This window comes from Novosphingobium sp. G106 (genome assembly GCF_019075875.1).
GTDB lineage: Bacteria > Pseudomonadota > Alphaproteobacteria > Sphingomonadales > Sphingomonadaceae > Novosphingobium.
This window is the reverse complement of sequence record NZ_JAHOOZ010000001.1, coordinates 856,665-881,574: the sequence shown is the minus strand read 5'-3', so window position 1 is coordinate 881,574 and position 24,910 is coordinate 856,665. Positions and strand designations below refer to the sequence as shown.

22 protein-coding genes are annotated in these 24,910 nt (G+C 65.7%); 11 read left to right on the top strand and 11 right to left on the bottom strand.

The genetic code is table 11. The annotated features are described in order from the left end of the window. Nucleotides 1-15: 15 nt before the first annotated feature. The 7 genes from KRR38_RS04125 to KRR38_RS04095 form a co-directional block, all read right to left on the bottom strand. Entirely contained in the window at nucleotides 16-1,422 is a 1,407-nt protein-coding gene (locus KRR38_RS04125; protein WP_217398882.1) for a nitronate monooxygenase family protein, read from the bottom strand. Nucleotides 1,423-1,450: 28 nt separating this feature from the next. Continuing rightward, on the bottom strand, nucleotides 1,451-2,212 hold the full coding sequence (locus KRR38_RS04120; RefSeq protein WP_375293406.1) for a class I SAM-dependent methyltransferase: 762 nt from the start codon (nucleotides 2,210-2,212) through the stop codon (nucleotides 1,451-1,453). Then, nucleotides 2,209-3,336, bottom strand: a complete 1,128-nt coding sequence (gene prfB, locus KRR38_RS04115) for a peptide chain release factor 2 (RefSeq protein ID WP_217398880.1) — start codon at nucleotides 3,334-3,336, stop codon at nucleotides 2,209-2,211. The genes KRR38_RS04120 and prfB overlap by 4 nt, the downstream gene beginning before the upstream one ends. A gap of 66 nt (nucleotides 3,337-3,402) precedes the next feature. Further along, nucleotides 3,403-3,969, bottom strand: a complete 567-nt coding sequence (locus KRR38_RS04110) for a peroxiredoxin (RefSeq protein WP_217398878.1) — start codon at nucleotides 3,967-3,969, stop codon at nucleotides 3,403-3,405. 70 nt (nucleotides 3,970-4,039) lie between these two features. Continuing rightward, on the bottom strand, nucleotides 4,040-4,327 hold the full coding sequence (locus tag KRR38_RS04105; protein ID WP_217398876.1) for a DUF1330 domain-containing protein: 288 nt from the start codon (nucleotides 4,325-4,327) through the stop codon (nucleotides 4,040-4,042). 65 nt (nucleotides 4,328-4,392) lie between these two features. After that, on the bottom strand, nucleotides 4,393-5,739 hold the full coding sequence (locus KRR38_RS04100) for a hypothetical protein (protein ID WP_217398874.1): 1,347 nt from the start codon (nucleotides 5,737-5,739) through the stop codon (nucleotides 4,393-4,395). A 73-nt stretch (nucleotides 5,740-5,812) separates the two neighbouring features. Continuing rightward, nucleotides 5,813-7,168, bottom strand: a complete 1,356-nt coding sequence (locus tag KRR38_RS04095; protein WP_217398873.1) for a hypothetical protein — start codon at nucleotides 7,166-7,168, stop codon at nucleotides 5,813-5,815. A gap of 217 nt (nucleotides 7,169-7,385) precedes the next feature. On the opposite strand from KRR38_RS04095, the gene KRR38_RS04090 reads away from it, so the two are divergent. Genes KRR38_RS04090 through KRR38_RS04080 form a run of 3 tightly spaced genes read left to right on the top strand, consistent with a single transcriptional unit; the run spans nucleotide 7,386 to nucleotide 9,844 of the window. After that, the gene (locus tag KRR38_RS04090; RefSeq protein ID WP_217398871.1) at nucleotides 7,386-8,039 is read left to right on the top strand and encodes a TetR/AcrR family transcriptional regulator; all 654 of its coding nucleotides are present in this window, start codon (nucleotides 7,386-7,388) and stop codon (nucleotides 8,037-8,039) included. A gap of 19 nt (nucleotides 8,040-8,058) precedes the next feature. Next, nucleotides 8,059-8,937, top strand: coding sequence for an SDR family NAD(P)-dependent oxidoreductase (locus tag KRR38_RS04085; RefSeq protein ID WP_217398869.1), 879 nt, complete (start codon nucleotides 8,059-8,061; stop codon nucleotides 8,935-8,937). A gap of 31 nt (nucleotides 8,938-8,968) precedes the next feature. Further along, the gene (locus KRR38_RS04080; RefSeq protein ID WP_217398867.1) at nucleotides 8,969-9,844 is read left to right on the top strand and encodes a CoA ester lyase; all 876 of its coding nucleotides are present in this window, start codon (nucleotides 8,969-8,971) and stop codon (nucleotides 9,842-9,844) included. Between the two features lie 101 nt (nucleotides 9,845-9,945). Here the strand turns inward: KRR38_RS04080 and KRR38_RS04075 are convergent, their stop codons facing one another. Both KRR38_RS04075 and KRR38_RS04070 read right to left on the bottom strand, forming a co-directional pair. After that, complete coding sequence (locus KRR38_RS04075) at nucleotides 9,946-12,237, bottom strand: TonB-dependent receptor (RefSeq protein ID WP_217398865.1); 2,292 nt, start codon at nucleotides 12,235-12,237, stop codon at nucleotides 9,946-9,948. A 134-nt stretch (nucleotides 12,238-12,371) separates the two neighbouring features. Further along, nucleotides 12,372-14,045 carry an MFS transporter gene (locus KRR38_RS04070; RefSeq protein WP_217398863.1) on the bottom strand — a complete coding sequence of 558 codons (1,674 nt, stop codon included), beginning with the start codon at nucleotides 14,043-14,045 and terminating at the stop codon, nucleotides 12,372-12,374. A gap of 238 nt (nucleotides 14,046-14,283) precedes the next feature. Between KRR38_RS04070 and KRR38_RS04065 the strand changes: the two genes are divergently transcribed. Continuing rightward, entirely contained in the window at nucleotides 14,284-15,540 is a 1,257-nt protein-coding gene (locus tag KRR38_RS04065) for an acetyl-CoA C-acetyltransferase (protein ID WP_217398861.1), read from the top strand. A 121-nt stretch (nucleotides 15,541-15,661) separates the two neighbouring features. Then, nucleotides 15,662-16,117, top strand: a complete 456-nt coding sequence (locus KRR38_RS04060; RefSeq protein ID WP_217398859.1) for a MarR family winged helix-turn-helix transcriptional regulator — start codon at nucleotides 15,662-15,664, stop codon at nucleotides 16,115-16,117. Nucleotides 16,118-16,233: 116 nt separating this feature from the next. Here KRR38_RS04060 and KRR38_RS04055 read toward each other — a convergent pair whose 3' ends face one another. After that, on the bottom strand, nucleotides 16,234-16,551 hold the full coding sequence (locus KRR38_RS04055) for a hypothetical protein (protein WP_217398857.1): 318 nt from the start codon (nucleotides 16,549-16,551) through the stop codon (nucleotides 16,234-16,236). 338 nt (nucleotides 16,552-16,889) lie between these two features. On the opposite strand from KRR38_RS04055, the gene KRR38_RS04050 reads away from it, so the two are divergent. From KRR38_RS04050 to KRR38_RS04025, 6 genes are all read left to right on the top strand, one after another. Further along, complete coding sequence (locus KRR38_RS04050; protein ID WP_254514637.1) at nucleotides 16,890-18,119, top strand: CaiB/BaiF CoA-transferase family protein; 1,230 nt, start codon at nucleotides 16,890-16,892, stop codon at nucleotides 18,117-18,119. Between the two features lie 115 nt (nucleotides 18,120-18,234). Next, on the top strand, nucleotides 18,235-19,461 hold the full coding sequence (locus tag KRR38_RS04045; RefSeq protein ID WP_217398855.1) for a CaiB/BaiF CoA-transferase family protein: 1,227 nt from the start codon (nucleotides 18,235-18,237) through the stop codon (nucleotides 19,459-19,461). A gap of 46 nt (nucleotides 19,462-19,507) precedes the next feature. Continuing rightward, a complete protein-coding gene (locus KRR38_RS04040; protein WP_217398853.1) occupies nucleotides 19,508-19,798 on the top strand; it encodes a hypothetical protein in 291 nt (96 codons plus the stop codon). 27 nt (nucleotides 19,799-19,825) lie between these two features. After that, on the top strand, nucleotides 19,826-21,325 hold the full coding sequence (locus KRR38_RS04035) for a class I adenylate-forming enzyme family protein (RefSeq protein WP_217398851.1): 1,500 nt from the start codon (nucleotides 19,826-19,828) through the stop codon (nucleotides 21,323-21,325). Continuing rightward, the gene (locus tag KRR38_RS04030) at nucleotides 21,312-22,529 is read left to right on the top strand and encodes a CoA transferase (protein WP_254514636.1); all 1,218 of its coding nucleotides are present in this window, start codon (nucleotides 21,312-21,314) and stop codon (nucleotides 22,527-22,529) included. The genes KRR38_RS04035 and KRR38_RS04030 overlap by 14 nt, the downstream gene beginning before the upstream one ends. After that, nucleotides 22,523-23,890 carry an amidohydrolase family protein gene (locus KRR38_RS04025; protein ID WP_217398849.1) on the top strand — a complete coding sequence of 456 codons (1,368 nt, stop codon included), beginning with the start codon at nucleotides 22,523-22,525 and terminating at the stop codon, nucleotides 23,888-23,890. The genes KRR38_RS04030 and KRR38_RS04025 overlap by 7 nt, the downstream gene beginning before the upstream one ends. On the opposite strand, the gene KRR38_RS04020 is transcribed toward KRR38_RS04025, so the two are convergent. Continuing rightward, nucleotides 23,858-24,799: an enoyl-CoA hydratase/isomerase family protein gene (locus tag KRR38_RS04020; RefSeq protein WP_217398847.1), complete on the bottom strand. Its 942-nt coding sequence runs from the start codon at nucleotides 24,797-24,799 to the stop codon at nucleotides 23,858-23,860. The genes KRR38_RS04025 and KRR38_RS04020 overlap by 33 nt on opposite strands. Nucleotides 24,800-24,910: the final 111 nt, after the last annotated feature.

The window sequence follows — 24,910 nt, the reverse complement described above, 5'->3', positions numbered from 1 at the left end:
TAGCCTGCAACCGCCTCAGTCGCCCGTCAGAATGCGGTCTACGAGTTCCTTCACGGTCGGTGTGAAGTTGTTCGAATAGAACGGGTCCTGCTTGAAGCGGTAGGCTGCGTGGCCGGCGAAGGCCAAGTTCTGGTCGACCGGGCCGCCGTGGGCGATGTCCTGCAGCGTCTTCTGGATGCAGAAGCTCCGCGGATCGGCAAGGCGTCCAGTGGTGTAGTCGTCGTGGTCCTTCCACGCCGAGAAGCCGCAGTGCGACAGGCAGCCCATGCAATCGGCCTGATCCTGGCGGATCTCGTCGCGCTCGGCCGGACCCACGAAGATGATCGTGTCGTCGGGGGTGCGCAGCCCTTCGGTGCAGCCTTGCGCCGCCCAGTTGCGTGCGCGCTCGAGGTCCTTGGGCGCGACCCAGAAGTTCTTGCCTTTGACGCCGACGTCGAGCCGCACCGTGTGCTCGCCCGCCTCGACCTTGGAATAGGGCACCTGCCGCTCGCTGCGCGCCTCGAGGTTACGCAGGAAGGGGTTGCGGATCGCCGACGAATAGAAGCCCGTGGGCGAGAAGCGGTGGAGCAGCACGTCGCCGGGTTCGAGGTCGCGCAGCGCGTCCTTCCAGCCCTGCGGAATCGGGCTCTCGTGCGTCAGCAGCGGACGCGTGCCGAACTGGAAGGCGATCGAGCCGAGCTCGGGATTGTCGATCCAGTGGTCCCACTCGCGCAGGAACCAGACGCCGCCGGCCATGATGATCGGCACGTCGTCCGAAACGCCCTCAGCGCGCATCGTGTCGCGCAGCGCCTTGACGCGGGGATAGGGATCCTCGGGCTTGTTCGGGTCTTCGGCATTGGACAGGCCGTTATGGCCGCCGGCGAGCCAGGGGTCTTCATAGACCACCGCCGCCATCAGTTCGGAGACCTTGTGATAGGCACGCTTCCACAGCGCGCGGAAAGCGCGGGCGGAGCTGATAATCGGCAGGTAGTTGACGTTGAAGCGCTGGGCGATCTCCGACAGGCGATAGGGCATGCCCGCGCCGCAGGTCACGCCGGCGACCATGCCCCTGGTCTTCTCGAGCACGCCTTCGAGCACCTGCTGCGCGCCGCCCATTTCCCACAGCACGTTGATGTTGATCGCGCCCTTGCCGCCGGCGATCTCGTAGGCCCGTTTCACCTGCTCGACCGCGCCGTCGATCGCGTACTTGATCAGCTCCTCGTGCCGTTCCTTGCGGGTCAGCGCGTTGTAGATCTGCGGGATGATCTTGCCTTCGGCATCGTAGCTGTCGGCATTGACCGCGCTGACCGTGCCGATTCCGCCCGCAGCCGCCCAGGCGCCCGAGCTGGCGTGGTTGGTCGCGGACACGCCCTTGCCGCCCTCGATCAGTGGCCAGACTTCGCGTCCGCCATAGAGTATCGGCTTCAGACCCTTGAAACTCATTGCGATTAACTTTCCTTATCGCGTGCGGCTAGCGTGTCACCGGGGGTTTGTCGCTTTGCCGGCAGGGCCGAATCGCTTCGGGCGCGGGGCGTTCGCCCGCAGCCTCGAATTGCGCATAATAGCCCTGCATTTCCGGCTTACGAATAAATTGCGTCAAACGAAAGCCCACGGCGTTGAATTCGCAGAACAGCAGCGCCGGCGGGATGCCGTGCTGGTCGGTCGTGCGGTCGACATCGACGACGATGACCCGCCCACCGGGCCGCAGCGCGGGGCGCATCCGCCAGAGGAAGGCATAGGGTTCGGCGACCTCGTGGTACATGTGGACGAGGAATATCCGGTCGAAGCTCGCCGCCGGCAGCATGGGATCGTCGGGCGCGCCGTGCTTGATCGAGACGTTGTCGAGCCGCTCGCGCTGGACGCGGTCACCCAGGCGGCGGAGCGCCGCCGCATCGATGTCCTGCGCCAGCACACGCCCCTTGCTGCCGACGCGCGGCGCCAGGCGGACCGTGTAGTAGCCCTCGCCCGCACCGATGTCGGCAACGGTCATGCCCTTGTCGATGTCGGCAAGCGCCATCACCGTCTTGGCTTCGTTGACGCTGTCGCGCTGGACTTCGGTCGAGAAGGCAGTGGAACCCGTCTTCGACACCGGGCGATCGGCACGCGGGAAGGCACGCGAGGTCGCCGGCCGGTCGGACTGGTCGTCCTTCTTGGGCGCGTTGCATCCGGCCAGCAGGGCCAGGCCGAGCAACAGCGCCGCGCGCGTTCTCAATCCCGGCCCCGCCAGGCTCAATCCACGTCCTCCACGGTGACCTTCTCGCCCGTCACGCGCTGCGACAGGGCCGCGGCCATGAACGGATCGAGCGCGCCGTCGAGCACGTCGTCGGGCGCGGTCGAGGTGACGCCGGTGCGCAGGTCCTTCACCAGCTGGTACGGCTGGAGGACGTAGGAGCGGATCTGGTGGCCCCAGCCGATCTCGGTCTTGGCCTGGTACTCGCCCATCGTCTCGGCCTCGCGCTTGGCGAGTTCGGCCTCGTACATGCGCGCTTTCAGCATGCCCATCGCGGTGGCGCGGTTCTTGTGCTGCGAGCGGTCGTTCTGGCTGGCGACGATGATGCCGGTCGGGATGTGGGTGATACGCACCGCCGAATCCGTCGTGTTGACGTGCTGGCCGCCCGCACCCGAAGCGCGGTAGGTGTCGATCTTGAGATCGCTTTCCTTGATCTCGATGTCGATGTCGTCGTCGATCACCGGATAGACCCAGATCGACGAAAAGCTGGTGTGGCGCCGCGCCGAGCTGTCGTAGGGGCTGATGCGGACGAGGCGGTGGACGCCGCTCTCGGTCTTGGCATAGCCGTAGGCGTTTTCGCCCTTGATCAGCAGCGTCGCGCTCTTGATCCCGGCCTGCTCGCCGGAATGGTAGTCGACCAGTTCGACCTTGTAGCCGTGGCGCTCGGCCCAGCGCGTGTACATGCGCTGGAGCATCTGCGCCCAGTCCTGGCTCTCGGTACCGCCAGCGCCGGCGTGGACCTCGAGATAGGCGTCGTTGGCGTCGGCCTCGCCCGCGAGCAACGCCTGGATCTTGTCCGCATCGGCGCGTTCGGCGAGGGCCGCAAGGCTGGTCAGCCCCTCGTTCACCGTATCGTCGTCGCCCTCGGCTTCGCCCAGCTCGACGAATTCGATCGCGTCGGCCATTTCCTGGGCGATCTGCTTGACCGTGCCGACCGCCGCTTCGAGCCGGCGCCGCTCGCGCATGACCGCCTCGGCGTCCTTGGGATTGTCCCAGAGCTTGGGATCTTCGACGCGCGCATTGAGCTCGTCGAGCCGGCGCAGTGCGCGGTCCCAGTCCAGAAACTTGCGGACGAGCGCCAGCGCGGCCTCGATGCGATCGATGTGAGCCTGCCCTTCGGCACGCATTGCACTAACTCCAAAACTGCAGCGGCCCGCTTAGCGGAGCATCGCAGTTTGTAAAGCTTGGGCGAGTCAGTGCTTGTGGCTGAGCGCCTGGACCGCTTCGAGCGTCAGGCGGACATGGTCGCGGTAATCCAGGTTCGAGTGGACCATGGTGATGCGCCCGTTCTGCGCGATTACATAAGATGTTCGTCCGGTCATCCCCGCCGGCATCTGCGCGCGCCGTTCGGCCGGGATCTGATCCATCTTCATCGCTACGTCATAGGACTGGACGATCGCCGGTGTCGCTGCGGCGACCGCGAACTTGCTGCGGCATTCCTCGGTCGAGAAGCGCTGCAACGTCGGCAGGTCGTCGGCGGACATGCCGATCACCGTGGCGTGGGCCGCGGCAAACTGCGGGGTCGCCTCGGCGAAAGCGCGGGTCTCCAGCGTGCAGCCCTGGGTGAAGGCCTTCGGGAAGAAGTAGAGCACGACCGGCCCGCGGCGTAGCGCGGCGCGCAAGTTGAAGCTCTGCACCTTGCCGGCCATCGCGCTCTGCGCGGTAAAGTCGGGCGCCTGCGCGCCGACGGCGAGTTCGGCCTGGGCGGCGGCGGGAATGGCAAGCGCGAGGAGCGCGGCGGCGAGTGCGAGTCTGGTCATGATCGAACTGTGCTCCTGCTTGCCGGTGCCTGTCCAGGCAATCTGGCAGATGTCGTGTTTCTACAAATTTCTACAGGCCGGCGACGATGAACCCGCGATAGGGTGCCGCCTTCTGGCGCAGCTTGGCGCGCTCGTTGTACGGGCCGTTGTACCATTCGCGTGCGGCCGCGACATCTGGGAATTCGAGGATGACGATGCCGTCGGCGCCCTCGCCCTCGATCGTCTCCATGTCGCCATAGACGGCCAGTGCCTTGAGATGCGCCGGCGGCGGCGTGCTGGCCCCGCTGCCGAGATAGGCGTCCATCGAGGCCTGGTCGACGACCTCTCCCTCGCGAATGAATACGACGTAGGCGGCCATCGGCTTGTCTCTCCCGAAACGAAATTCGCCGGCACTCTAGCCGCAATTCACCTGCCGGCAAGCGGTCAGGACATGCCCCGCACATAGGCGTCGATCGTGCCCGCGCAGCCGATCTTGTCGTCGCCTTCGAGGTCGGCATAGCGGACGATGTTGTCCTTGATCGAAGGCGTCGCCGCGCCGCAGGCGCAGGGTCCGAAATCGACCTCGATGCGATCGCCGGTGATCACTCCGCCCCAGCGCCCGTCGAGCGACAGGTCGAAGAAGCCGGCCCGGCATTCGATCTCGCCTTCGGTCGGGAGCAGCGCATCCGCCTCCTTGTTCAGCGGCAGGCAGACCATCCAGGGCGGCAGGTGATATCGCCCGCCCTTGAAGCAGCGCACCTTGACCGAGCCCAGTTCCTGCATGCCGTAGAGCTGGAAATTGCGGTCGGGCTGGACGTTGAAGGTCTCGCGGACGAATTCGCGGTAGTCGGGCGGAAGCTGCTCGCGCTTCAGCCCGCCGCCGACGTACATCATGTTCTCGGGGTGGAAGTCCTTGGCGGTGAAGCCGCGCTCGCGCATCGCCGCGGCGACCTTGTAGAGGTTGCCCCAGAGGCCGGTGAGGAACAGCTTCTCGTGGCGCACCGCGATCAGCGCATCGACGGTTATGCCGATCGCATCCTCCAGCGCCTTCTCGCGCATGGCGCCGACCTCCTCGTACTCGGCGAGTTCGTTGGGCTTGGCCGTGCCATCGGCAATGGCCTTCCTGAGCGCGATCATCCGGGTGATCGAACCCACGGTGATCGGCGGCACCGGATAGCGGAACAGCGTTGAATCCGGCTTACCGAAAGCCTGCTGCAAGGCGTCCATGATGCGCAGATTGCGCGGCACCGCAGCGACGGGCGCCATGGAGAATACGTGGCGATCCTGCGCCGGCGCGATCCCTGTACCCCAGGCACAGGCAACGACCGAATCCTGCGAGGTCCATTCGAGGTCGGCGTCCGAGGCGATCAGCATGGCCGACTTGCCCGTGGTCCCGCTCGAACAGGAAACCGGATGCCCGGACGCTTCGAGCCGTTCGATCCACTCGTCGACATCGGCGATGCCGTCGAGGTCGGTGTTGCCGACTGGATAGGCCGAGACTGTGCCCAGCCACTTGGTCAGCTTGTCCCACTTCTCCTCGATGAGGAAGCTCTCGGGGTAGGACTTGTAAGCGGTGTGCGGCAGCAGCAGCGGAACGACGTCGACAAGCTCGCGGATCTCGCCGATCCCCGCCTCCTCGGCGCGGAACTTCACGAGCCTGATCTTGCCGACCTGCTCCTGAAGCTTCTCGTTCATCGCCGCGACCTGCAGGTCGCGCACTTCCGCGTAGGGGACCGTGTAGCACCGGCCATCCTGCTGATAGGCCAGAAGCCGGTCGACCGCGTCACCCATTGGCACTTCCTCTCGTATCAGGCGGCGGCGCGGCGGTTTTCCCGCCTGCGCCGCCCCCTCTCCCGTAGTCAGGTCAAGAAAGACCGCGAACGTAAGCATCGACGGTGCCGGCACAGCCGATCTTGTCGTCGCCTTCGAGGTCCGCATAGCGATAGACATTGTCGGCGATCGAGGGCGATCGGTTGCCGCAGGCACAGGGGCTGTAATCGATTTCGATATGGTCGCCTGAGATCACGCCGCCCCAGCGGCCATCCATCGACAGATCGAAGAAAGCCGCGCGACCTTCGTGCTTGCCCTCGCCCACGCCGGGCAGCAGCGCGTCGCCACTCTTGTCGAGCGGCAGCGGCACCAGCCACGGCGGGATGTGGTAACGGTTCCCGCCCTGACAGCGCGGCATCGAGGTGCCCAGTTCCTGCATCCCGTACATCTGATAGATGAAGGCGGGATTCAGGTTGAAGGTCTCATAGACGAACTCGCGGTAGTCGGGCGGCAACTGGGCGCGCTTGAGGCCGCCGCCGAGGTAGACGCCGTTCTCAGGATGAAAGTCCTTCGCGCTGTAGCCCTTGGCGCGAACCGCCTCGGCGAAGGGATAGAGCGCGCCCCACATGCCGGTGATGTAGAGCTTCTTGTCGCGCTTGGAGATGATGTCTTCGACCGCCCCGACCTGTGCCTGATCCAGCCCTTTCTGCCGGGCCTCGCTCTCGGCTTCGTAGTCCTGGATCTCCCCGGGCTTGGCCGTGCCGTCGGCAATCGCCTTGCGCAGCGTGATCATCTTGGTCAGCGAACCGACGGTCACAGGCGGCAGGCCCGATTGGAACCGCGGGGCTTCGGGATCGGTGAAGGCGCCCATCATGGCCATGCCCATGGCAGCATTCTTGTGCGTATAGGCCACGGCGCCCGCCGCGCCGGCCGGCGTGCGCATGTCGCCCGTGCGGATGCCCGATCCCCACTGCACCGCGGCCACGCCGTCCTTGCTGGTAAAGTCGATGTCCTTCTGCGACGCGATCAGCATGGCCGACTTGCCGGTCGTCCCGCTCGAGCAGGCGACGAAATGCCCGGCCTTGGCGCAGGCATCGACCCAGTCGTCGATTTCCTTCACTTCCGAAAGGTCGACGTCGTCGGTCGGATAAGGGGAAACCGTGCCGAGCCACTTGGTCAGCCGGTCCCACTTCTTCTCGGTGAGGAAGCTCTCGGGATAGGACTTGTAGGCCGTGTGCGGCAGCAGCAGCGGAACAACGTCCTCCAGACTGTTGATCTCGGTGATCTCGGCATCCTTCGCGCGCAGGGCGACGAGCTTGATCCTGAAGCCCTGCTCCTGCAGCCGCTCGTTCATCGCGGTGACCTGGAGGTCGCGGATTTCCGAATAGGGAATGTCGAAGCCCGAGGCCTCAGGCATGTAACTCGTCAGCTTGTCGGCGGCCTGGCCCATCGTCGCTCTCCCGAATCAAATTAATGGATACGTTATCGTGTCATTATGTCGGGCTTTCGCGGGCAGGCAAGCGCATTCTCCGCCGTGGGCGAAGGGTCGGACCCAGCTTGTCACTCGAAACAGCGACCCTATTGTCTTGTCATAGCGCGGATCGCCCGTAGAATGACAACTGATGCGTATCATTCTATCCCGATCGCCCAACAGGGGGCCATGAACGATGAATGAGGTAACCGCGATCAGTCGTCCCCGTGCGGGCCGGCCCACGCGCGAGCAGGCCGAGGCACGGCACGAGGAACTGCTCGACCGGGCGCTCGACCACTTTCTCGACAAGGGTTTCGAGCAGGCCACGATCGAGGCGATCGCCGCCGACGTCGGCATGACCAAGCGCACCGTCTATGCGCGCTATGCCGACAAGGCATCGCTGTTCCGCGCCGCGGTCCACCGCGCGATCCTGCGCTATGCGATCTCCGAAGAGCGCATTCACCAATGCGACGTCGGCGATTTGGCACAGACGCTGACCAACCTGGCGATGCTTCGCATCGACCTCGTCTCGTCGCCGCAGGGACTGAAGCTGCAGCGGATCATCCAGACCGAAAGCTATCGCTTTCCCGACATCTTCACCGACACCTACGAGATCGGCGCGATGCCGACGATCAAGTTCATGGCCCGGATATTCAAGCGCGAGACCGCCGCGGGCAATCTCGCGCTCGACGATCCGTTCGGCGCCGCCAACGCCTTCATGAGCATGGTCGTCACCGGCCCCGTCCGGTACATCCTGGCCGCCAGCCCCCTTCCCCCGGACGAACTCGCCAAACGCGTCGCCTTCGGCGTGCGCCTGTTCCTCGACGGGGCCCGTCCGCGCCAATCATAGAATAACGAGAGAGGATCATATGAGCGACAATTCCCAGCGCGTTGCCGTCGTCACGGGCGCCAGTTCGGGCATCGGCCTGGAGACCGCCAAGGCCTTCGCCGCTCTGGGCTGGCACGTGATCGGCCAAGGCCGCGACGCCGGGCGCAGCGCCGCGGCCGAAGCCGAGATCCGCGCGGCCAGCGCGAACGGCGGCAAGGTCGATTTCCTGCGCGCCAACCTGTCGCTGATGGCGGAAACCAAGGCGCTCGCCAACGCGATCAAGGCGAAGACCGGCCGGATCGACGTGCTGATCAACAATGCCGGCGGCGTGCGCGACCAGCGCTATGTCACCAGCGAGGGGATGGAGGAAACCTTCTCCGCGAACCACTTCGCCCCCTTCCTGCTGACGCGCGAGCTGATGCCACTGCTGGAAGCCGCCGCGGCGCAGAGCGCGCCGGGTTCGGTGCGCGTGATCGCAGTCTCCTCGCTCGCCTATCTCCAGCCGACGGGCGGCCTCAACTGGGGCGACCTACAGCACCTCGAAGGCGATTTTCCGGCCTCGAGCGTCTATTGCGAGGTCAAGCTGGCCAACCAGCTCTTCAGCCTCGAACTCGATCGGCGCGTCAGCGGCAAGGGCATCGTCTCGCAGGCATTGGTGCCCGGCGTGGTCCACACCAATTTCGCCAGCCACGGCGACGAGAACATGCAGGGCTATCTCAAGGATGCGCCGGGCCTGACGCCTGTCGACGTGGCAAAAACGCTGGTCTGGATGGCCACCGCGGCGGAGACCGGCGCACCGGGCGGCCGCATGTTCTACGACATGCAGGAACAGCCCGTGCAACCGCACGGCAAGGACCAGGCGGCCGGCGAAAGGCTCTGGAACGAGAGCGAAATCCTGCTCGCGAGCATGGGATACTGACAGGCCCCGTTCGAGCCGCTATCGCGCCGCAATGAGCCAGATCGAACGCCCGCGCCGCAGCGCGCTGTACCTTCCCGCGTCGAATGCCAAGGCGATCGCCAAGGCGCGGACGCTGCCCGCCGACGTCGTCATCCTCGACCTAGAAGACGCGGTCGCGCCCGAAGCCAAGGTCGAGGCGCGGGCAGCGGCTCTGGCCGCGGTGGCAGAGGGCGGCTTCGGCCGTCGCGAGCTGGTGATCCGCGCCAACGGGCTCGACACGCCCTGGGGCGCCGAGGACCTCGCGGCGATCGCGACATCGGGCGCCGATGCGGTGCTGGTGCCCAAGGTCTCGTCGCCCGCCGACATCGAGGCCTGCCAGGACGCGCTGTCGGCGGCGCCGGACCGTCTGCAGCTCTGGGCGATGATCGAGACCTGCGCCTGCCTGCCGCAGCTCGATGCCATCGCCGCCATGGCGAGGTCGACGCGGCTGTCGCTGTTCGTCATGGGCACCAACGACCTCGCCAAGGAAATGCGCGCCAAACTGACGCCTGAGCGGACGCCATTCCTTCCCTTCCTGTCGATGGCCGTCGCCGCGGCGCGGGCGCATGGCGTCGCCGTGCTCGACGGGGTCTGCAACGAATTCCGCGATCTCGACGTCTTCCGCGCCGAGGCCGAGCAGGGCCTGCTGTTCGGCTTCGACGGCAAGACGCTGATCCACCCGGCCCAGATCGATCCCTGCAACGCGGTGTTCTCACCGAGCGAGGAAGAACTGCAACGGGCCCGCACGGTCATCGCGGCTTTCGCCTTGCCCGAGAACGCCGGCAAGGGCGCGATCCAGGTCGAGGGCAAGATGGCCGAGCTGCTCCATCTCGACCAGGCGCAGCGGCTCGTGGCCGTCGCCGAGCAGATCGCGGCGACGGCAGTCTGAGCGCAAAATGAAAATGCCGGAGCAGGTCACCCGGCCCCGGCATTTTACAAAGGACTTCGATCGTCCAAGACGACGCCGTGTGGCGTCGCCCCAGCGTTCGATCAGTACTTCACGCCAATCTCGATGCCGTAGGTCGCTGGCCTCGACCAATTGGCGCCGACACCGTTACCGCCGGACTGAACCGCAGTGATGTAACGCTTGTCGGTGACGTTATCGCCGAACACCGCGACCGTGTAGTGTTCGCTAGGATCGGTCCACTGAGCGCGCAACGCCAGCGTGGCATAACCGTTCTGGAAGAACTGATTACCCGAAGGACCGAAATAGACCTTCGAGCTGTAGTTGAGGAGACCGCTCAACTGCGCCTTGCCGCCGCCAACGTCGGCCGTGTAGGTCGCGCCGACATTGCCGGTGAAAGCGGGCGCCCGCTGCACCTGCGAATCCCTGAGCGTGACGAACGGCAAGCCGATCGTGAAGGGATTGCCTGCGTTCGGTATGATCGGCGTACCGGCTGGAAGAGTGCGGGTGAACACCGGCGCGCCGTCGAACCTAGTATAGCGCGCGTGCGTCCAGGCGCCTGCCGCGTTGAGCGAGAAATGATCGTCGAAACGAACGCTGAACTGGCCGTCGAGGCCATAGATCTTCGCATTGGCAGCGTTGATGATGTTAGCCTGGCCGCCGACCAGGAAGACCGAAACCTGAAGGTTCGTGTAGTCGTAATAGAACCCGGACAGTTGCGCCGAGAACACGCTGTTGTTGTACTTGTAGCCCACCTCGTAGGAGTTGATCTTCTCCGGCTTCACGGGATTGCAGGTGAAACCCGCACCTGTGGGATTAGTGGCCGTGGGCAGATTGCCCGAAGCGTTCTGGCACGATCCGCCCACATCGATGATGGGGGCCTTGTAGCCTTGGGTGAACGACGCATAGATGCTCGAATTGTTATCGGGCTTGAAGCGCAACACGACGCGCGGAGTCCAGTGATTGCTGGAGATGTCCGGCACGGGCACGACGCCGTTCGGGGCCGCGATCGTCACGCCATCCTTGACGTAGGACGTGGCAAGCGAGCGCGTGTTCCAATAGGCGTCGATCACGCGATCGTGCGAATAGCGCAGGCCGGCGGTCAGGAACAGCTTCGGCACGACCTCGTAGGTCGCATCGACGAAGCCGGCAAAGGTCTGCGTGTTCGTGCCGGAACCGCCCAGCCGGACACGGTTGGGATAGAACAGCGTCGGCCCGAGGCCGTCGATGTAGGTGATGTAGGTGTCCTTGTTACCGAAAGCGAAGAATCCGGTGGTCCACTGGAGCTTCGATCCCGCCTTGGAGTTCAACAGGATTTCCTGGCTCCAGGTCGAGTTCTTGTTCGGCAGGCCGAGCGCGAAGAACGGAGCGCCAGCGTAGTTCAGCGAAATGCTCGAATCGACGGTTTCCTTGCGGTACTGCGTGAACGAAGAAAGATCGGCAAAGCCGAGGTCGGCCTTGATGGTGCCCTGGAACACGTCGGACTTGGTGTGAATGAAGATCGGATAGTAGGTACCGATCTTGTCGGGATCGTAGGTTTTCTGGTTGTCGGGCGTATTATACGCGCCATCGCCGAAGATCGGATCGCGATAGCTTGCCACCAGCGCGGGGTTCGGATCGTTGGTGTTGCTGTGGGTATAGCGGACCATCGCCGAGACGCCGTCGGTCAGGTTGACCTTGAGGCCCGAGCGCACGGTCCAGTCTTCGAAATCGCCGACTTTCTTCCCGTCGATGATGTTCGTCTTCCAGCCGTCACCGCGGTGATAGAGACCTTCGAGGTCGAGAGCGACGTTATCGGCTAGGCCAAACGTGCCGTAGGCCTGAGCATTGACGTCATTGAAGCGCGCGTACGAGACCTTGGCCCGCATCGCGGTGGTCGTGCTCGGGTCGGCGGTCTGCACCAGAATCGCACCGCCGGTCGTATTGTGACCAAACAGTGTCCCCTGCGGACCCTTCAGCACCTGGACGCTCTGGACGTTGAGGAATTGAAAGTCGGCTGCAAGCGGATTGGGCGAATAGAAGTTGTCGATATAGATACCGACGTTGCTGCCGCCACCCGAGGTGGTCACCGGTGTGCCGACGCCGCGGATGGTCGGCTGCACGAAAGCACTGTTATTGTCGAAGCGTAGTGCCGGGGTCACCTTGCTGATATCGGTCAAGGTCTGGACATTTGCAGTCGCGAGTTGCTGAGAGCCGATTGCCGTGATGGTAATCGGCACGTCGACCGAGCGCTCCTCGCGGCGCTGCGCGGTGACGACGATCTCGTCCGAGACAATGGCGCCCGCCTCGCTGGCCTGAGCAAAGGCCGGCGCAGAAACGGCGACGAGGCCGATCAGGCCGAAAATAGACGTGGCGGTGCGGATGGTATCGGTGCGCATAACCCCTCCCAGGCTTTTTGGACGCTTGTACAATTCACGCCGCTATCCCAACCGCGTTTACGCTGTCCAGTGGGCGATCATCAGTACGAGCATTTTAGAACGCACCTGTGTTCCACTTACCACGGTGGATACAATCAGGGGCCGATGTATCCGACCGTCCCCCGATAGAGATCGGGCGAATCAGCCTTCCAGCGGACCGATCCGAACGGCCGCTCGAGCCGCCGGCGGACACGATGACCGTGGCCCGTGCGGTTGAAGCTGTCGGCCATTTCCTGCAGTTCGAACTCGGTTTGTGTATACCGGTCGCGCATGCGCAAGTAGTCGCCCCAGGTCGGGCAATGATAGCGCTCGACCCAGAGCGCGGGGTTGGCAATGTCGCGTGAGATCGACCAGTCGAAGGCGCCGATGCGGTTGCGTGCTCGCTGCAGCCGAACCATGACGCCGTAGAATTCGCGGGCTTGCTCGGGGTCGACATCGTATTCGACCTCGATCACCACCGGCCCCGAGCGCAGGCTCAGCCCTAGGCCGACTTCGGGCTCGTAGCCGATGTCGACGGAGTCGGTATCGACCTCCTTGTCGGCATGGAGCGGGAACAGCATACCGAGCCCCACGGTCGCCAGCATCGCAACCCCGGAGGCGACGAAGGCAAAGCCCACATCGGTATGGGCAGCGACCACGCCCCAGGCCCAGGCGCCGATGCCGATGCCGGCGGTGAGCGCCGACGAGTAGAGCGACAGCGCCCGGGCCGTCACCCAGCGCGGCGCCGAGAGCTGGATCGTGACGTTGAGCATCGACACGCTGAGGATGTTGCAAGCGCCCATGACGAAGAACGCAGCGCAGGTCAGCACCAGCGAATGGCTGGTTCCGACCACCATCAGCGGCAGGCCGCTGCCCACGGCAAGCAGGCGCATCGCGGTCTCGGTCGACAGGCGGTCGCGGATCTGGCTGACGAAGAGCGCGCCCAGGACCGCCCCCACCCCGGTCGCGCCGAGCAGGATGCCATAGACGCCGGCGTTCCCGTTCAGCAGGTCCTTGGCCACCAGCGGTGCCAGCGCCGAAGCGGTCGCGCTGGAGAGGCCGTAGGTCAGCGCCCGCAGCAGCACCGTGCGTACCGGCGGCGAATGCAGCGCATAGCGTGCGCCCGATATGATCGCCCGGTCGATCCGTTCGGGCGGCAGGCGCGACGGCACGTGCTTTCGCGTCCAGGCGAAGAAGGCGAGCCAGAGCGGGATGTAGAACACGGCATTGATGCCGAACGCGGCCTTGGCACCGAAGGCGAGCACGATGAGGCCGCCCAGAGCCGGACCGAAGCTGCGCGCGACGTTGTAGCTGATCGTGCCGAGCGCCACCGCGGCGGGCAGGTTCTGCGAGCTGACCTGCTCACCGATCGAGGCCTGCCAGGACGGGCTGTAAAGCGCGACGCCGCCGCCGACGAGCACGAGGAAGCCTAGGAGCATCCAGGGCGTCGTCAGCCCGAGGAAGGCCAGCGTCGTCAGCACCGTGCTCGCCAGAATGGCGAAACCGAGGCCGACCAATGCGATCTTGCGCCGGTCGAACATGTCGGCCACCGCGCCCGCCGGCAGCGCGACCAGCATCAGCGGCACCATCAGCGCCGTCTGCACGAGCGCGACCATGCTCGGCGAATTGTTGCTGAGCCGGACCATTTCCCACGCCGCGCCGACACCCAGGATGAGCTGGCCGAAGTTCGAGAACAGGCTGGCCGTCCAGATCGTGCGGAACGTCTTTTCGCGCAGCGGCGCGAATGTGCCGCCACGCTCTTCGCTCGGCATGTCAGCGCTGGTGGCCATGGAATCCCCTCTTTTCCTGAGGTCTTGTAGTTGTCGCCCCAGGCAGTTGCGTCAAGGCTCGAAGCGTAGAATGTCCGAAGATCGACGGTTGCTCCAATGACCTCTTGTAGCGCCACGAAAAATTGACACATTAGTGTCGAACGCGCCCAATCGCCTCGGCGATGGCGGTGGTTTGGCGATTGCAAATCCCCCCGTCGGCCTAGCATGAGCAGGCCAACACCGTTCGAGGAGAGAATCCGTGGCCGACGCCTATATCATCGACGCCGTTCGTACCTATCGCAGCATCGGCAAGATGGGCAAAGGCGCCCTCTCCACCATGCATCCCGAACATCTCTCGGCCACGGTCCTGGCCGCGCTGCGCGACCGCAACAACCTGAACACCGCCGACGTCGACGACGTGATCTGGGGCGTGTCGGGCGCGATCGGCCTCCAGGGCGGCGACATCGGCCGCAACGCCGCGCTCGACGCAGGCTATGACGTCAAGGCCGGCGGCGTGACGATGAACCGCTTCTGCGGCTCGTCGATCACCACGACCAACTTCGCCGCGGCCATGATCATGTCGGGCATGCACGACCTCGTCATCGCCGGCGGCATGGACATGCTGTCCTATGTCAACTGGTACGGCATGAAGCAGCGCGAGGCCGGCCTCGGCGGCAGCGGCGGCATGGGCACGGGCAACCCCCGCCTCCAGGCCAAGCATCCGCAGTCGAACCAGGGCGTCTGCGCCGATGCGATCGCCGCGATGGAAGGCATTACCCGCGAGGAACTCGAAGACATGGGCGTCGAGAGCCAGCGCCGCGCCGCGGTCGCGCTTAAGGAAGGCCGCTTCGACAAGTCGACGATCACGGTGAAGGACGACGAAGGCAACGTGATCCTCGACCATGAGGAATACCCGCGCCCAGACACGACCAAGGAAGGCCTGGCCCAGCTCAAGCCCGCTTTCGAGATGTTCCTGAACATGCCCTCGCAGGAAGGCGGCAAGACCTATGCCGAGCTGATCAACCAGAAATATCCCGACGTCGACATCAAGCCGATCCACCACGTCGGCATCTCGTCGGGCGTGGTCGACGGCGCGGCCGCGATCCTGCTCGCCTCGAAGGACTATGCCGACAAGCACGGCCTCAAGCCGCGCGCGCGCATCGTCGCCATGGCCGAGATCGGCGACGATCCGACGCTGATGCTGAACGCGCCCGGGCCCGCCGCCAAGAAGGTGCTGGCCAAGGCCGGCCTGACCAAGGACGATATCGACGTCTGGGAAGTCAACGAGGCTTTCGCCGTCGTCGTCGAGAAGTTCATCCGCGACCTCGACCTCGACCGCGCCAAGGTGAACCCGAACGGCGGCTCGATCGCCCTCGGCCACCCGATCGCCGGCACCGGTGCGATCCTCATCGGCACGGCTCTCGACGAGCTCGAGCGCACCGGCGGCCGCTATGGCCTGGTCACCATGTGCGCCGCGGGCGGCATGGCTCCTGCGATCATCATCGAACGCGTCTGAACCACCCTTTGAAGCGGGCGCTTGATACACTGTGTATCACATTGTGCGGCCGACAAAAATTCGTGCATTCTCGCCACATTCCGGCTAATTCTCGCCGGATGAGGCGATGAATGGGTGGGAGATGATCATAGAGGCGACCGTAGACAACGATCACGAGACCCGGCGGGCTATCGGCCTGCGCCTCACCGTGCTCGCCCGCCTGCTCCGCAACAATTTCGACCGCCAGGTCGCCGGCCTGCATGTAACCCGCTCGCAATGGGCCATGATTGCCGTTGTTTCCCGTGTACCCGGCGCGACCCAGCGGGTCATCGCCGAAGCGCTGGAAATGTCCGAAGCTTCGGCCGGAAGGCTGATCGACCGGCTCTGCGCCGACGGACTGCTTGAACGCCGGGAGCGCGACGACGATCGCCGCGCCCGCGCGGTCTACCTCACCGATGCCGCCGAGCCCCTGCTCGACAAGCTGGCGACGATCGCCCGGGAAGCCGAGGACCGCATGTTCAAGGGCTTTTCGACGAGCGAGCTCGAGCGGCTCCAGGACTACGTGGACCGGATCTACGGCAACACCCTCAAGGGCTGAGCGCCGCCGAGCATAGATCCGTCCGGCGGCATTGCGCACTGCACAAATAAAGGACGCACAAACAGAAAGGGCGGCGCAATCGCGCCGCCCTTTGCTTTATCGGTTGCGTCCGACGCTTACTGAGCGCGGCCCAGTTCGGCCTTCGACAGCGAGGTCGTGACCTTGCCGTTGACGTCCGAGAGGGTCGAGGCCGGCACGGTGACCAGCTTGCCGTTCAGGATGACCTGCGGGTTGCCTTCGGCGGTGACGCGATAGATCGCGGCGACGCGCGAACCGTTGCTGGTGTAGAGCATCTTGCCGGCGTTGACGGCGACCGAACCCGCGGCAGCGTCGGTAGCGGCGCGAACCGACTGCGACGATTCAGCGGCGAAAGCGGCCGGAGCGGCGAGCGTGGCGAGGGTCGCGACGGCGGCGAGAGCAGCAAACTTCTTCATGACAATTCTCCGGTATGGACCAGGGGGGAGGAATTTTAAAGCAACCCTAACCTTGCTTAGTATAAGCACCCTGTCAATTGCATAGAATGCAATAGCTGTGGCGTTTTTCGCAAACAACTAAGCACGCTTACTATGTTGCAACGCGGCATATCGCGACCCAGCATCGAGAAATCAACCCCTCGTTTTACGCCTCGTTTCAGGCGTTATCGTCTCGGCGATGCCGTGCAGGTTGATCGCCGCCGAGAATCCGCGCAGGACGAGGCCAATGGAGCGGCCAGGCCGCCCCTCACTATAGACCAGCGCGCGACAACGCGCTCCGAACTAGGGACAGGACGATCATGACGACCAAGGTGATGCAGGGCGTTCGCATTCTCGAGGTGGCGCAGTTCACCTTCACGCCGGCCGCCGGCGCAATCCTCGCCGACTGGGGCGCCGACGTCATCAAGGTCGAGCACCCGGTGCGCGGCGACACGCAGCGCGGGTTCCTCAACATGGGCGGCGTCAAGCTCGACCCGCTGCGCCACACGCTGATCGAGCACCCGAACCGCGGCAAGCGCTCGGTCGGCATCGACCTGTCGACGCCCGAGGGCCAGGAAGTGCTCTATGAACTGGCCAAGACCGCGGACGTGTTCCTGACCAACTACCTCCCCCAGCACCGCCAGAAGAACAAGTTCGACGTCGAGCACATCCGCGCGGTCAATCCGAACATCATCTATGCCCGCGGCTCGGCCCTGGGCAACAAGGGGCCCGAACGCGAGATTGGCGGTTTCGACGGCACCTGCTTCTGGTCGCGTAGCGGCATCGCCCACGCCATGTCGCCGGCAGAACTCGACGGTCCGCTCGGCCAGGGCATGCCCGCCTTCGGCGACTCGATCGGCGGCATGTTCATCGCCGGCGGCATCTCGGCCGCGCTGTTCCACCGCAAGAACACCGGCGAAGCGGTCGAGATGGACGTTTCGCTGCTGTCCACCGCCTGGTGGGCCCAGGGCGCGCTGATCGCGCAGGTCATGGAGACCGACCAGTACAGCCCCAATTCGATGCCCAAGTCGGGCGGCGTCAGCGTCAATCCGTTCATGGGTAACTTCCGCACCTCGGACGGCGGCTGGATCAACCTCTGCGTGCTGAGCCCCTCGGGCATCATCCGCGACACCTTCGAGCATCTCGGCCTGCCCGAAATGGCCGACGACCCGCGCTTCGCCGAACCGGTCCAGCTGTTCCAGAACGCTGCGATTGCCAGCGGCTACATCGTCGACGCCTTCTCGAAGAAGCCGTTCGAATACTGGCGCCAGCATCTCAAGACGATGAAGGGCCAGTGGGCGCCGATCCAGACCGTGCGCGACCTGCTGACCGACGACCAGACGATCGCCAACGACATGATCATCGAGGTCGAGGGCGCCGACGGCGGCGCGCCGATGCGCCTCGTGCGCGGCCCGGTCCAGTGGAACGGCGAGCCGACCGAGACAACCCGCGCGCCCCAGGCCAGCGAGCACACCGAGATCGTGCTCATGGAAGCGGGCATCGACTGGGACCGCATCGAGCAGTTGAAGGCCAAGGGCGCCATCGCCTGAGGCGGCGGCGCGGGTCCTTTACGGCCCCTGCCCTCGACTTCGCGCGGATCGTACGGCTAGGGTATCTGCAAGCGGGCTCGCTACCATCGGCGGCCCGCCCGGGAGAAAGCCGCCAATGACCCAGGTAATGAAGGGCGTGAAGGTCCTCGAAGTCGCGCAGTTCGTCTTCGTGCCCTGTGCCGGAGCCGTCCTCGCCGACTGGGGGGCCGACGTGATCAAGGTCGAACACGCCGTGCGCGGCGATTCGCAGCGCGGCATGCGCACGATCGCGGGCATGACCTTCGATCCCGTCGCCAATCCGATGATCCAGCACCCCAACCGGGGCAAGCGCAGCATCGCGATCGACCTCAATAATCCCGAAGGGCAGGAACTCGTCTACGAACTGGCCAAGGACGCCGACGTCTTCCTGACCAACTACCTCCCCGCGGCGCGCCAGAAGCTGAAGATCGACGTCGAGCACATCCGCGCGGTCAATCCCAAGATCATCTACGCGCGCGGCAGCGGCTATGGCGACAAGGGCCCCGACCGTGACCGCGGCGGCTACGACATGACAGCGTTCTGGATCCACAGCGGCGTCGCCCACGCGTTGACGCCGCAGGAATTCGACGTGCCGCTGCAGATGGGCATCGGCGGCATGGGCGATTCGATGAGCGGCATGTACCTCGCCGGCGGCATCGCCGGGGCGCTGTTCCACCGCTCTCAGACCGGCGAGGCGACCGAGGTCGACGTATCGCTGCTGTCGAGCGCGATGTGGATGTCGGGCATGGTAATCGCCCCCTACCTCCACGGCGGCCAGATGATGCGCGTCGGCCTGCCCAAGGTCGGCGGCGCGGCGTTCAATCCGTTCATGGGCCACTTCCAGACTTCGGACGGACGGGTGATCAGCCTGTTCATCATGGTGCCGGACCTCTACATCCGCGACACCTTCGAGCACCTGGGCCTGCACGACGCCGCCAACGACCAGCGTTTCGCCAGTTCGGCCGGCCTGACCGAGCACAGCGCCGAGATCAACGAGCTCATCGTCGCGGCCTTCGCTTCGCAGAGCTTCGACTACTGGCGCGAGCATCTCAAGACGATGAAAGGCCAGTGGGCGGCCGTGCAGAGCCTGCTCGATCTCGGCGGCGACGAACAGGCGATCGCCAACGACGCCTTCTTCAACATCGATCCGATCGACGGTTCGGACTCGCTTCGCGTCGTGCGCAGTCCCGTCCAATTCGACCATGCCGCGATGACGACACCCCGCGCGCCCGAGCACTCAGAACATACTGAAACGGTACTGTTGGAGCTCGGTCTTGATTGGGAGCGGATTGCGCGCCTAAAGGCGTCGGGTGCGATCGCCTGATCGCGAACATATATTCGACATACGAAACTACACAGAGGATTGAAACATGAAGCCCGGAACCCGTTTGAAGAGCGCTGCCGACGACACCGAAGTCATGGTGATCAAGACCGGCGGCGGCACGATCGAATGCGGCGGCGCGCCGATGGGCGAAGCCAAGCCTGCCGAACCCGCCCCGCTGAGCCCCGACTTCTCGGCCGGCACGCTGATGGGCAAGCGCTATGTCGATGCCGACGGCAAATACGAGCTGCTCTGTGTCAAGCCTGGCAAGGGCTCGCTTTCGGTCGACGGCGTTGCGCTGGTCGTCAAGGACGCCAAGCCGCTTCCTGCTTCCGACTGATCTGCACTACAGGACCCCGATAACCGCATGAACATCGCGCTTCTTCTCGAAATGGCCGCCGAGGCCGCTCCCGACCGCGTCGGTCTCGTCTGCGACGGCAAGCGTTGGACCTATTCCGAGCTGCTGAGCGCGGCGCGCGGTGCCTTCGAGTTGATCGAGCAGAGCGGCGCGCAATATGTCGCACTGCTGGACGAGAGCAGCGAAGCGGCAGTGATCGCGCTGTTCGGCGCGGCGCTGGCCGGGGTTCCCTATTGCCCGCTGAACTACCGCCTGGCCGATACCGACCTGGCGGCGCTGCTCGGCCGGATCGCGCCGGCACTGGTGATCGGTGACGAGGAACGCGTTGCGCGGATCGCCGGCGATCAGGGCCATACCGTGCTCCCGCGCGAGGAATTCACGCTCAAGGTCCAGGAACTGGTCCCCGAGAGCGTCGACCGCGAATACGATCCGGGCGAAGGCGTGGCGGTGCAGCTGTTCACCAGCGGCACGACCGCGGCGCCCAAGGCCGCGATCCTGCGCCACTCGAACCTGCTCGGCTATATCCTCGGGTCGGTCGAATTCGCCTCCGCGGGCGAGGATGACGCGGCGATCATGGTCGTGCCGCCCTACCATATTGCCGGCATCTCGGCGATCATGTCCTCGGTCTATTCGAACCGCCGCATCGTCATGCTGCCGGCTTTCAGCCCCCATGGCTGGCTCAAGCTGGTGGAGAGCGAGAAGGTCACCAACGCCTTCGTCGTGCCGACCATGCTGGGCCGCATCATCGAGGCCTTCGAGAAGAACCCGACGGACGTCTCGTCGCTGCGCGCAATCTCCTACGGCGGCGGCAAGATGCCGATCGAAGTGATCCAGAAGGCGCTGGCGCTGTTCCCGAACACGGGCTTCACCAACGCCTATGGCCTGACCGAAACGAGCTCGACCGTCGCGCTGCTCGGCCCCGACGACCACCGCGCGGCGCTGGCTTCGGACGATCCCAAGGTGCGCGCGCGCCTGACCTCGCTCGGCCAGGCGCTGCCGACCGTCGAGATCGAGATCCGCGACGAGGACGGCAAGACGCTGCCGCCGGGCGAAGCGGGCGAGATCTACGTGCGCGGCGACCAGGTTTCGGGCGAGTACAAGGAAAAGAGCGCGCTCGTCGAAGGCGGCTGGTTCCCGACGCGCGACGCCGGCTTCATCGACGAGGACGGCTACATCTTCCTCTCCGGGCGTGCCGACGACGTCATCGTCCGCGGCGGCGAAAACATGTCGCCGGGGGAGATCGAGGACGTGCTGCTGACCCATGCCGCCATCGCCGATGCCTGCGCCTGCGCGGTGCCGTCGATCGAATGGGGCGAAGCCGTGGGCATCGCCGTCGTCGTGCGCGAAGGCCACGACACGCCTGGCGAAAGCGAACTCAAGGAACTGATCCGCGGCCGCCTGCGTTCGAGCCGCGTGCCCGACAAGGTCGCCTTCGTCGCAGAGCTGCCCTACAACGAAATGGGCAAGCTGCTGCGCCGCGAAGTCAAGAAGATCCTTGCCGACTGCTGACGGTCCCGAAGGTTCCAGCACACCGGCGATCCCGCTGGCGCGCTGGGCCGACCGACAGCTGCGTGTATTCGCCGAGGAAACCGGCTCGGCGCGAGTTGCCGCGCTCGACGGCGCTACGATCGTGGGCGAGCGCGGTTCGGCCAATCGCTACGTCATCGCCGGCAGGACTTCCGCGGGAATGGGCGGAAGCCGATTGCTGCCGACGCGCGACGGGCGTTGGTTCGCGCTGACTCTGATCCGCCCGATCGACCGCGAATACCTGCCCGCGCTGTTCCTCGACGATGCGATCGACGTCCATGACCAGGATGCGATTGCGCAGGCCGTTGCGCGGTTCGATGGTGCCGACCTGCTCGAACGCGGGCGGCTGCTGGGCCTTACAGTGGCCGATGCCGACGAAGTTCCGGTGTCAGCGCCGGTAGAGGTGCTGGCCACCGGCTCGCACCGGCGACGCGACTTTGCCACACTACCGCTGGTGGTGGATCTTTCCGCTATCTGGGCGGGGCCGCTCGTTGGGCACCTGCTCTGGCAGGCCGGCGCCGAAGTGGTGAAAGTCGAGAGCGCCGGCCGTCCCGACCTGATCCGCCGCGACGACCCGGCGACTTTCGAAATCATCAACCAGGGCAAGGCCAATGCCGCGATCGACCTCGCGCGAGAGGCCGACCGCACTGCGCTGATCGCGCTGATCCGCCGCGCCGACATCGTCATCGAAAGCTCGCGACCGCGCGCCTTGCGCCAGCTCGGCATCGATGCCGATGCCCTGGTGCGCGAGGTGCCGGGGCTCGTTTGGCTCTCGGTCACCGGCCACGGCGCCAGCGGGGAGGCGGCGAACTGGGCGGGGATCGGCCACGACTGCGGCGTCGCCGGCGGGCTCGCCCGCGCGATGGAGCAGGCGAGCGGCGAGATCGGCTATGTCGGCGACGCCCTGGCCGATCCGCTCACCGGTATTTTCGCGGCGATCGAAGGCTGGCGCGCCTACAGGAACGGCCAGGCCCAGCGGCTCGGTTTCGCGATGAGCGCGGTGACGGCGCAGGCGCTCGCCGAGGAGCGCGCCTACGATGCCGCCGCACTCGGTGCCGAATTGCGCGGCTGGGCTGCGGCAGTGGGCATGGTTTTCCCGCATGTGCCGCGCCGGCCGATGCTCGGCGACGTGCGGCCTATCGGCGCCGACACAGGGCGCTATTTCCCGGGCCTCGCGCCGTGTTGATCCGCCGCGCCGAAGTCTGGGATCACGGCATTGCCGACGTTCGGTTGACTGGAGACCGGATCGCCGAAGTGGGAACCCTCAGTCCGCATCCCGGCGAAGCGGTGGTCGATGCTGCTGGCGGCGCGCTGCTGCCGGGCCTGCACGATCATCACATCCACCTTGCGGGCCTGGCCGTGCGTGCCTCTTCCCTGCTTTGCGGGCCGCCCGAGGTGACAACGGCCGACGCACTGGCTCGCCAACTCCAGGAGCCGGGCAGCGGCTGGATCCGCGGGATCGGCTACCACGAGAGCGTAATGGGCCTGCCCGATGCCAGGGCGCTCGACCGGCTGGTGGCAGACCGCCCTTTGCGCATCCAGCATCGCTCGGGACGGCTCTGGCTGCTCAATTCGCTGGCGCTGGCGGAACTGCTCGAACGGACGGAAGCGCCGCCGGGGCTCGATCGGGAGAAAGGCCATCTGTTCGACGAGGACCGCTGGCTGCAGGCGGCGCTGGGCAGCAGTCCGCCCGATTTCGCGCGGATTTCCGCCGAACTGGGGCGCTTCGGAGTGACCGGCGTGACCGACATGTCGCCGCGCAACGACGCAGCCAACGCGGCACATGTCAGCCGCCAACGTGCCACCGGTGCATTACTCCAACACTGCGTTCTGGCGGGTGAGTTGTCGCTCGCCGACGCACTGCCCGGCAACTGGGGGCTCGGCCCGGCCAAGCTCCACCTGCACGAGGCTGCCTTTCCGGACTTCGACGAAACCGTGGGCTTCATCGCCGCCGCCCACGGCCAGGGGCGCGGCGTGGCGGTCCATTGCGTGTCCGAGATCGAGCTGGTCTTCGCGCTGGCCGTGCTCGAGGCGGCCGGGGCGCAGCGTGGCGATCGGATCGAGCATGCATCGGTCGCCTCGCTCGAACTGGTGGCGCGGATGGCAGCCCTCGGACTGGCGGTCTGTGTCCAGCCGCATTTCGTCGCCGAGCGCGGCGACCGCTATCTCGCCGATGTCGAACCGCAGCACCACGGCGACCTCTATCGCCTGCGCAGCCTGATCGAAGCCGGCCTCCCGCTCGCCGGCGGCAGTGACGCGCCTTTCGTCAGTCACGATCCATGGGAGGCGATGGCCGCTGCGGTCAGCCGCCGGACCCGCGAAGGGCAGATCATCGGCGCCGAGGAAGCGCTGACGCCGGAAGAATCGCTGGCGCTCTACGTCGCCGATCCGCTCGACCTCACGCGTCGGCGCCGCATCGCGCCGGGCGATCCCGCAGACCTCTGCCTGCTAAACCAACCCTGGTCGGCCGCCCGCGAAGCGCTCTCGTCCACGGCCGTGCGCGCCACGATCTTCTCAGGCGATCTCGTCCACCAGGCCCCAGCCTAGCGCCTGCGCGGCGCCGATCCGCTTGCCCGACAGGATCATCAGCGCGGTCCGCTGCCGTCCGATCCGCCGGCTCAGCGAAACGCAGCCCCCCGCTCCCGGCAGGATGCCCATGGCGAGCTCGGGCAGTTGGAACCATGCCTCGCGCGAAGCCGTGACGCGCCGCGCCCATGCCGCGAGTTCGAGCCCGGAGCCGACGCAGGCCCCCTGAACATGCACCGCAAGCCGGTCTGCACAGCGCGCAGCGGCGCGCGCCGGTAGCGTGCGCCCGCGGATCGCGTGGGCGGTCGCGGGATCGGTGGTCGTGCCGAATTCGCCGAGTTCGGCGCCGAGGCTGAAGGCTTTACCGTTCGCGCGCAGTTCGATCGCGGCAATCTCGGTATCGAGCGCTGCGAGCGAGAAGGCCTCGTAAAGCGCATCGCGCATGGCTCGGTCGATGGCGTTGCCGCTCTCCGGGCTATCGAGCGTCAACATCAGCCGCGCACCCTCGCGCATCACCGCGAGACGGCCGGGCGCAGGCGCCACGCCCACAATATTCGCCCCCCGCCAGGCCAGGTGCTCCCCGCTCCCCTGCAAGACCGCGTAGGCAAGCGATTCCGCAGTCAGCCCCTGCTCCACCGACAGCGCCGGCAGCAACCGCAACAGTTGCACGATCACGGCCGCGGCCTGCGGCGCCACCAGGATCTGCCGCACCAGCAGGTCGGCACCGACCGGGGGCTCCACCACCGCGTCGAGTGCCGCCGCCAGCGGATGAGACGAATCGCCCAGCCCGATCACCGGACAGGCCGGCAGTGCGACCTCCGCCGGAACCTCGCGCGCAGCGTCAAGATCGACGAAAGCCACCGGCCCGTCCCAGGCCGCCTCGCCCGGCCAGAGCCGCGCCGGATCGATGGTCCATTCGCCGATGTTCACGCCTCTTCCCTCGCGAATCGGGCCTGTTTCATCAAGTGCTTAGTTCGCCAAATCGAATCGGGCTGGACATCGCGTTCAGCCCGTGGAACGCTAACCAAGGTCAGGGAAAAA

Bases quoted from the DNA above. Each gene is read 5' to 3' on its own strand.
- KRR38_RS04125 (WP_217398882.1), bottom strand. From the start codon at position 1,422: ATGAGTTTCAAGGGTCTGAAGCCGATACTCTATGGCGGACGCGAAGTC.
- prfB (WP_217398880.1), bottom strand. From the start codon at position 3,336: ATGCGTGCCGAAGGGCAGGCTCACATCGATCGCATCGAGGCCGCGCTG.
- KRR38_RS04110 (WP_217398878.1), bottom strand. From the start codon at position 3,969: ATGACCAGACTCGCACTCGCCGCCGCGCTCCTCGCGCTTGCCATTCCC.
- KRR38_RS04105 (WP_217398876.1), bottom strand. From the start codon at position 4,327: ATGGCCGCCTACGTCGTATTCATTCGCGAGGGAGAGGTCGTCGACCAG.
- KRR38_RS04100 (WP_217398874.1), bottom strand. From the start codon at position 5,739: ATGGGTGACGCGGTCGACCGGCTTCTGGCCTATCAGCAGGATGGCCGG.
- KRR38_RS04095 (WP_217398873.1), bottom strand. From the start codon at position 7,168: ATGGGCCAGGCCGCCGACAAGCTGACGAGTTACATGCCTGAGGCCTCG.
- KRR38_RS04090 (WP_217398871.1), top strand. From the start codon at position 7,386: ATGAATGAGGTAACCGCGATCAGTCGTCCCCGTGCGGGCCGGCCCACG.
- KRR38_RS04085 (WP_217398869.1), top strand. From the start codon at position 8,059: ATGAGCGACAATTCCCAGCGCGTTGCCGTCGTCACGGGCGCCAGTTCG.
- KRR38_RS04080 (WP_217398867.1), top strand. From the start codon at position 8,969: ATGAGCCAGATCGAACGCCCGCGCCGCAGCGCGCTGTACCTTCCCGCG.
- KRR38_RS04075 (WP_217398865.1), bottom strand. From the start codon at position 12,237: ATGCGCACCGATACCATCCGCACCGCCACGTCTATTTTCGGCCTGATC.
- KRR38_RS04070 (WP_217398863.1), bottom strand. From the start codon at position 14,045: ATGGCCACCAGCGCTGACATGCCGAGCGAAGAGCGTGGCGGCACATTC.
- KRR38_RS04060 (WP_217398859.1), top strand. From the start codon at position 15,662: ATGATCATAGAGGCGACCGTAGACAACGATCACGAGACCCGGCGGGCT.
- KRR38_RS04055 (WP_217398857.1), bottom strand. From the start codon at position 16,551: ATGAAGAAGTTTGCTGCTCTCGCCGCCGTCGCGACCCTCGCCACGCTC.
- KRR38_RS04050 (WP_254514637.1), top strand. From the start codon at position 16,890: ATGACGACCAAGGTGATGCAGGGCGTTCGCATTCTCGAGGTGGCGCAG.
- KRR38_RS04045 (WP_217398855.1), top strand. From the start codon at position 18,235: ATGACCCAGGTAATGAAGGGCGTGAAGGTCCTCGAAGTCGCGCAGTTC.
- KRR38_RS04040 (WP_217398853.1), top strand. From the start codon at position 19,508: ATGAAGCCCGGAACCCGTTTGAAGAGCGCTGCCGACGACACCGAAGTC.
- KRR38_RS04035 (WP_217398851.1), top strand. From the start codon at position 19,826: ATGAACATCGCGCTTCTTCTCGAAATGGCCGCCGAGGCCGCTCCCGAC.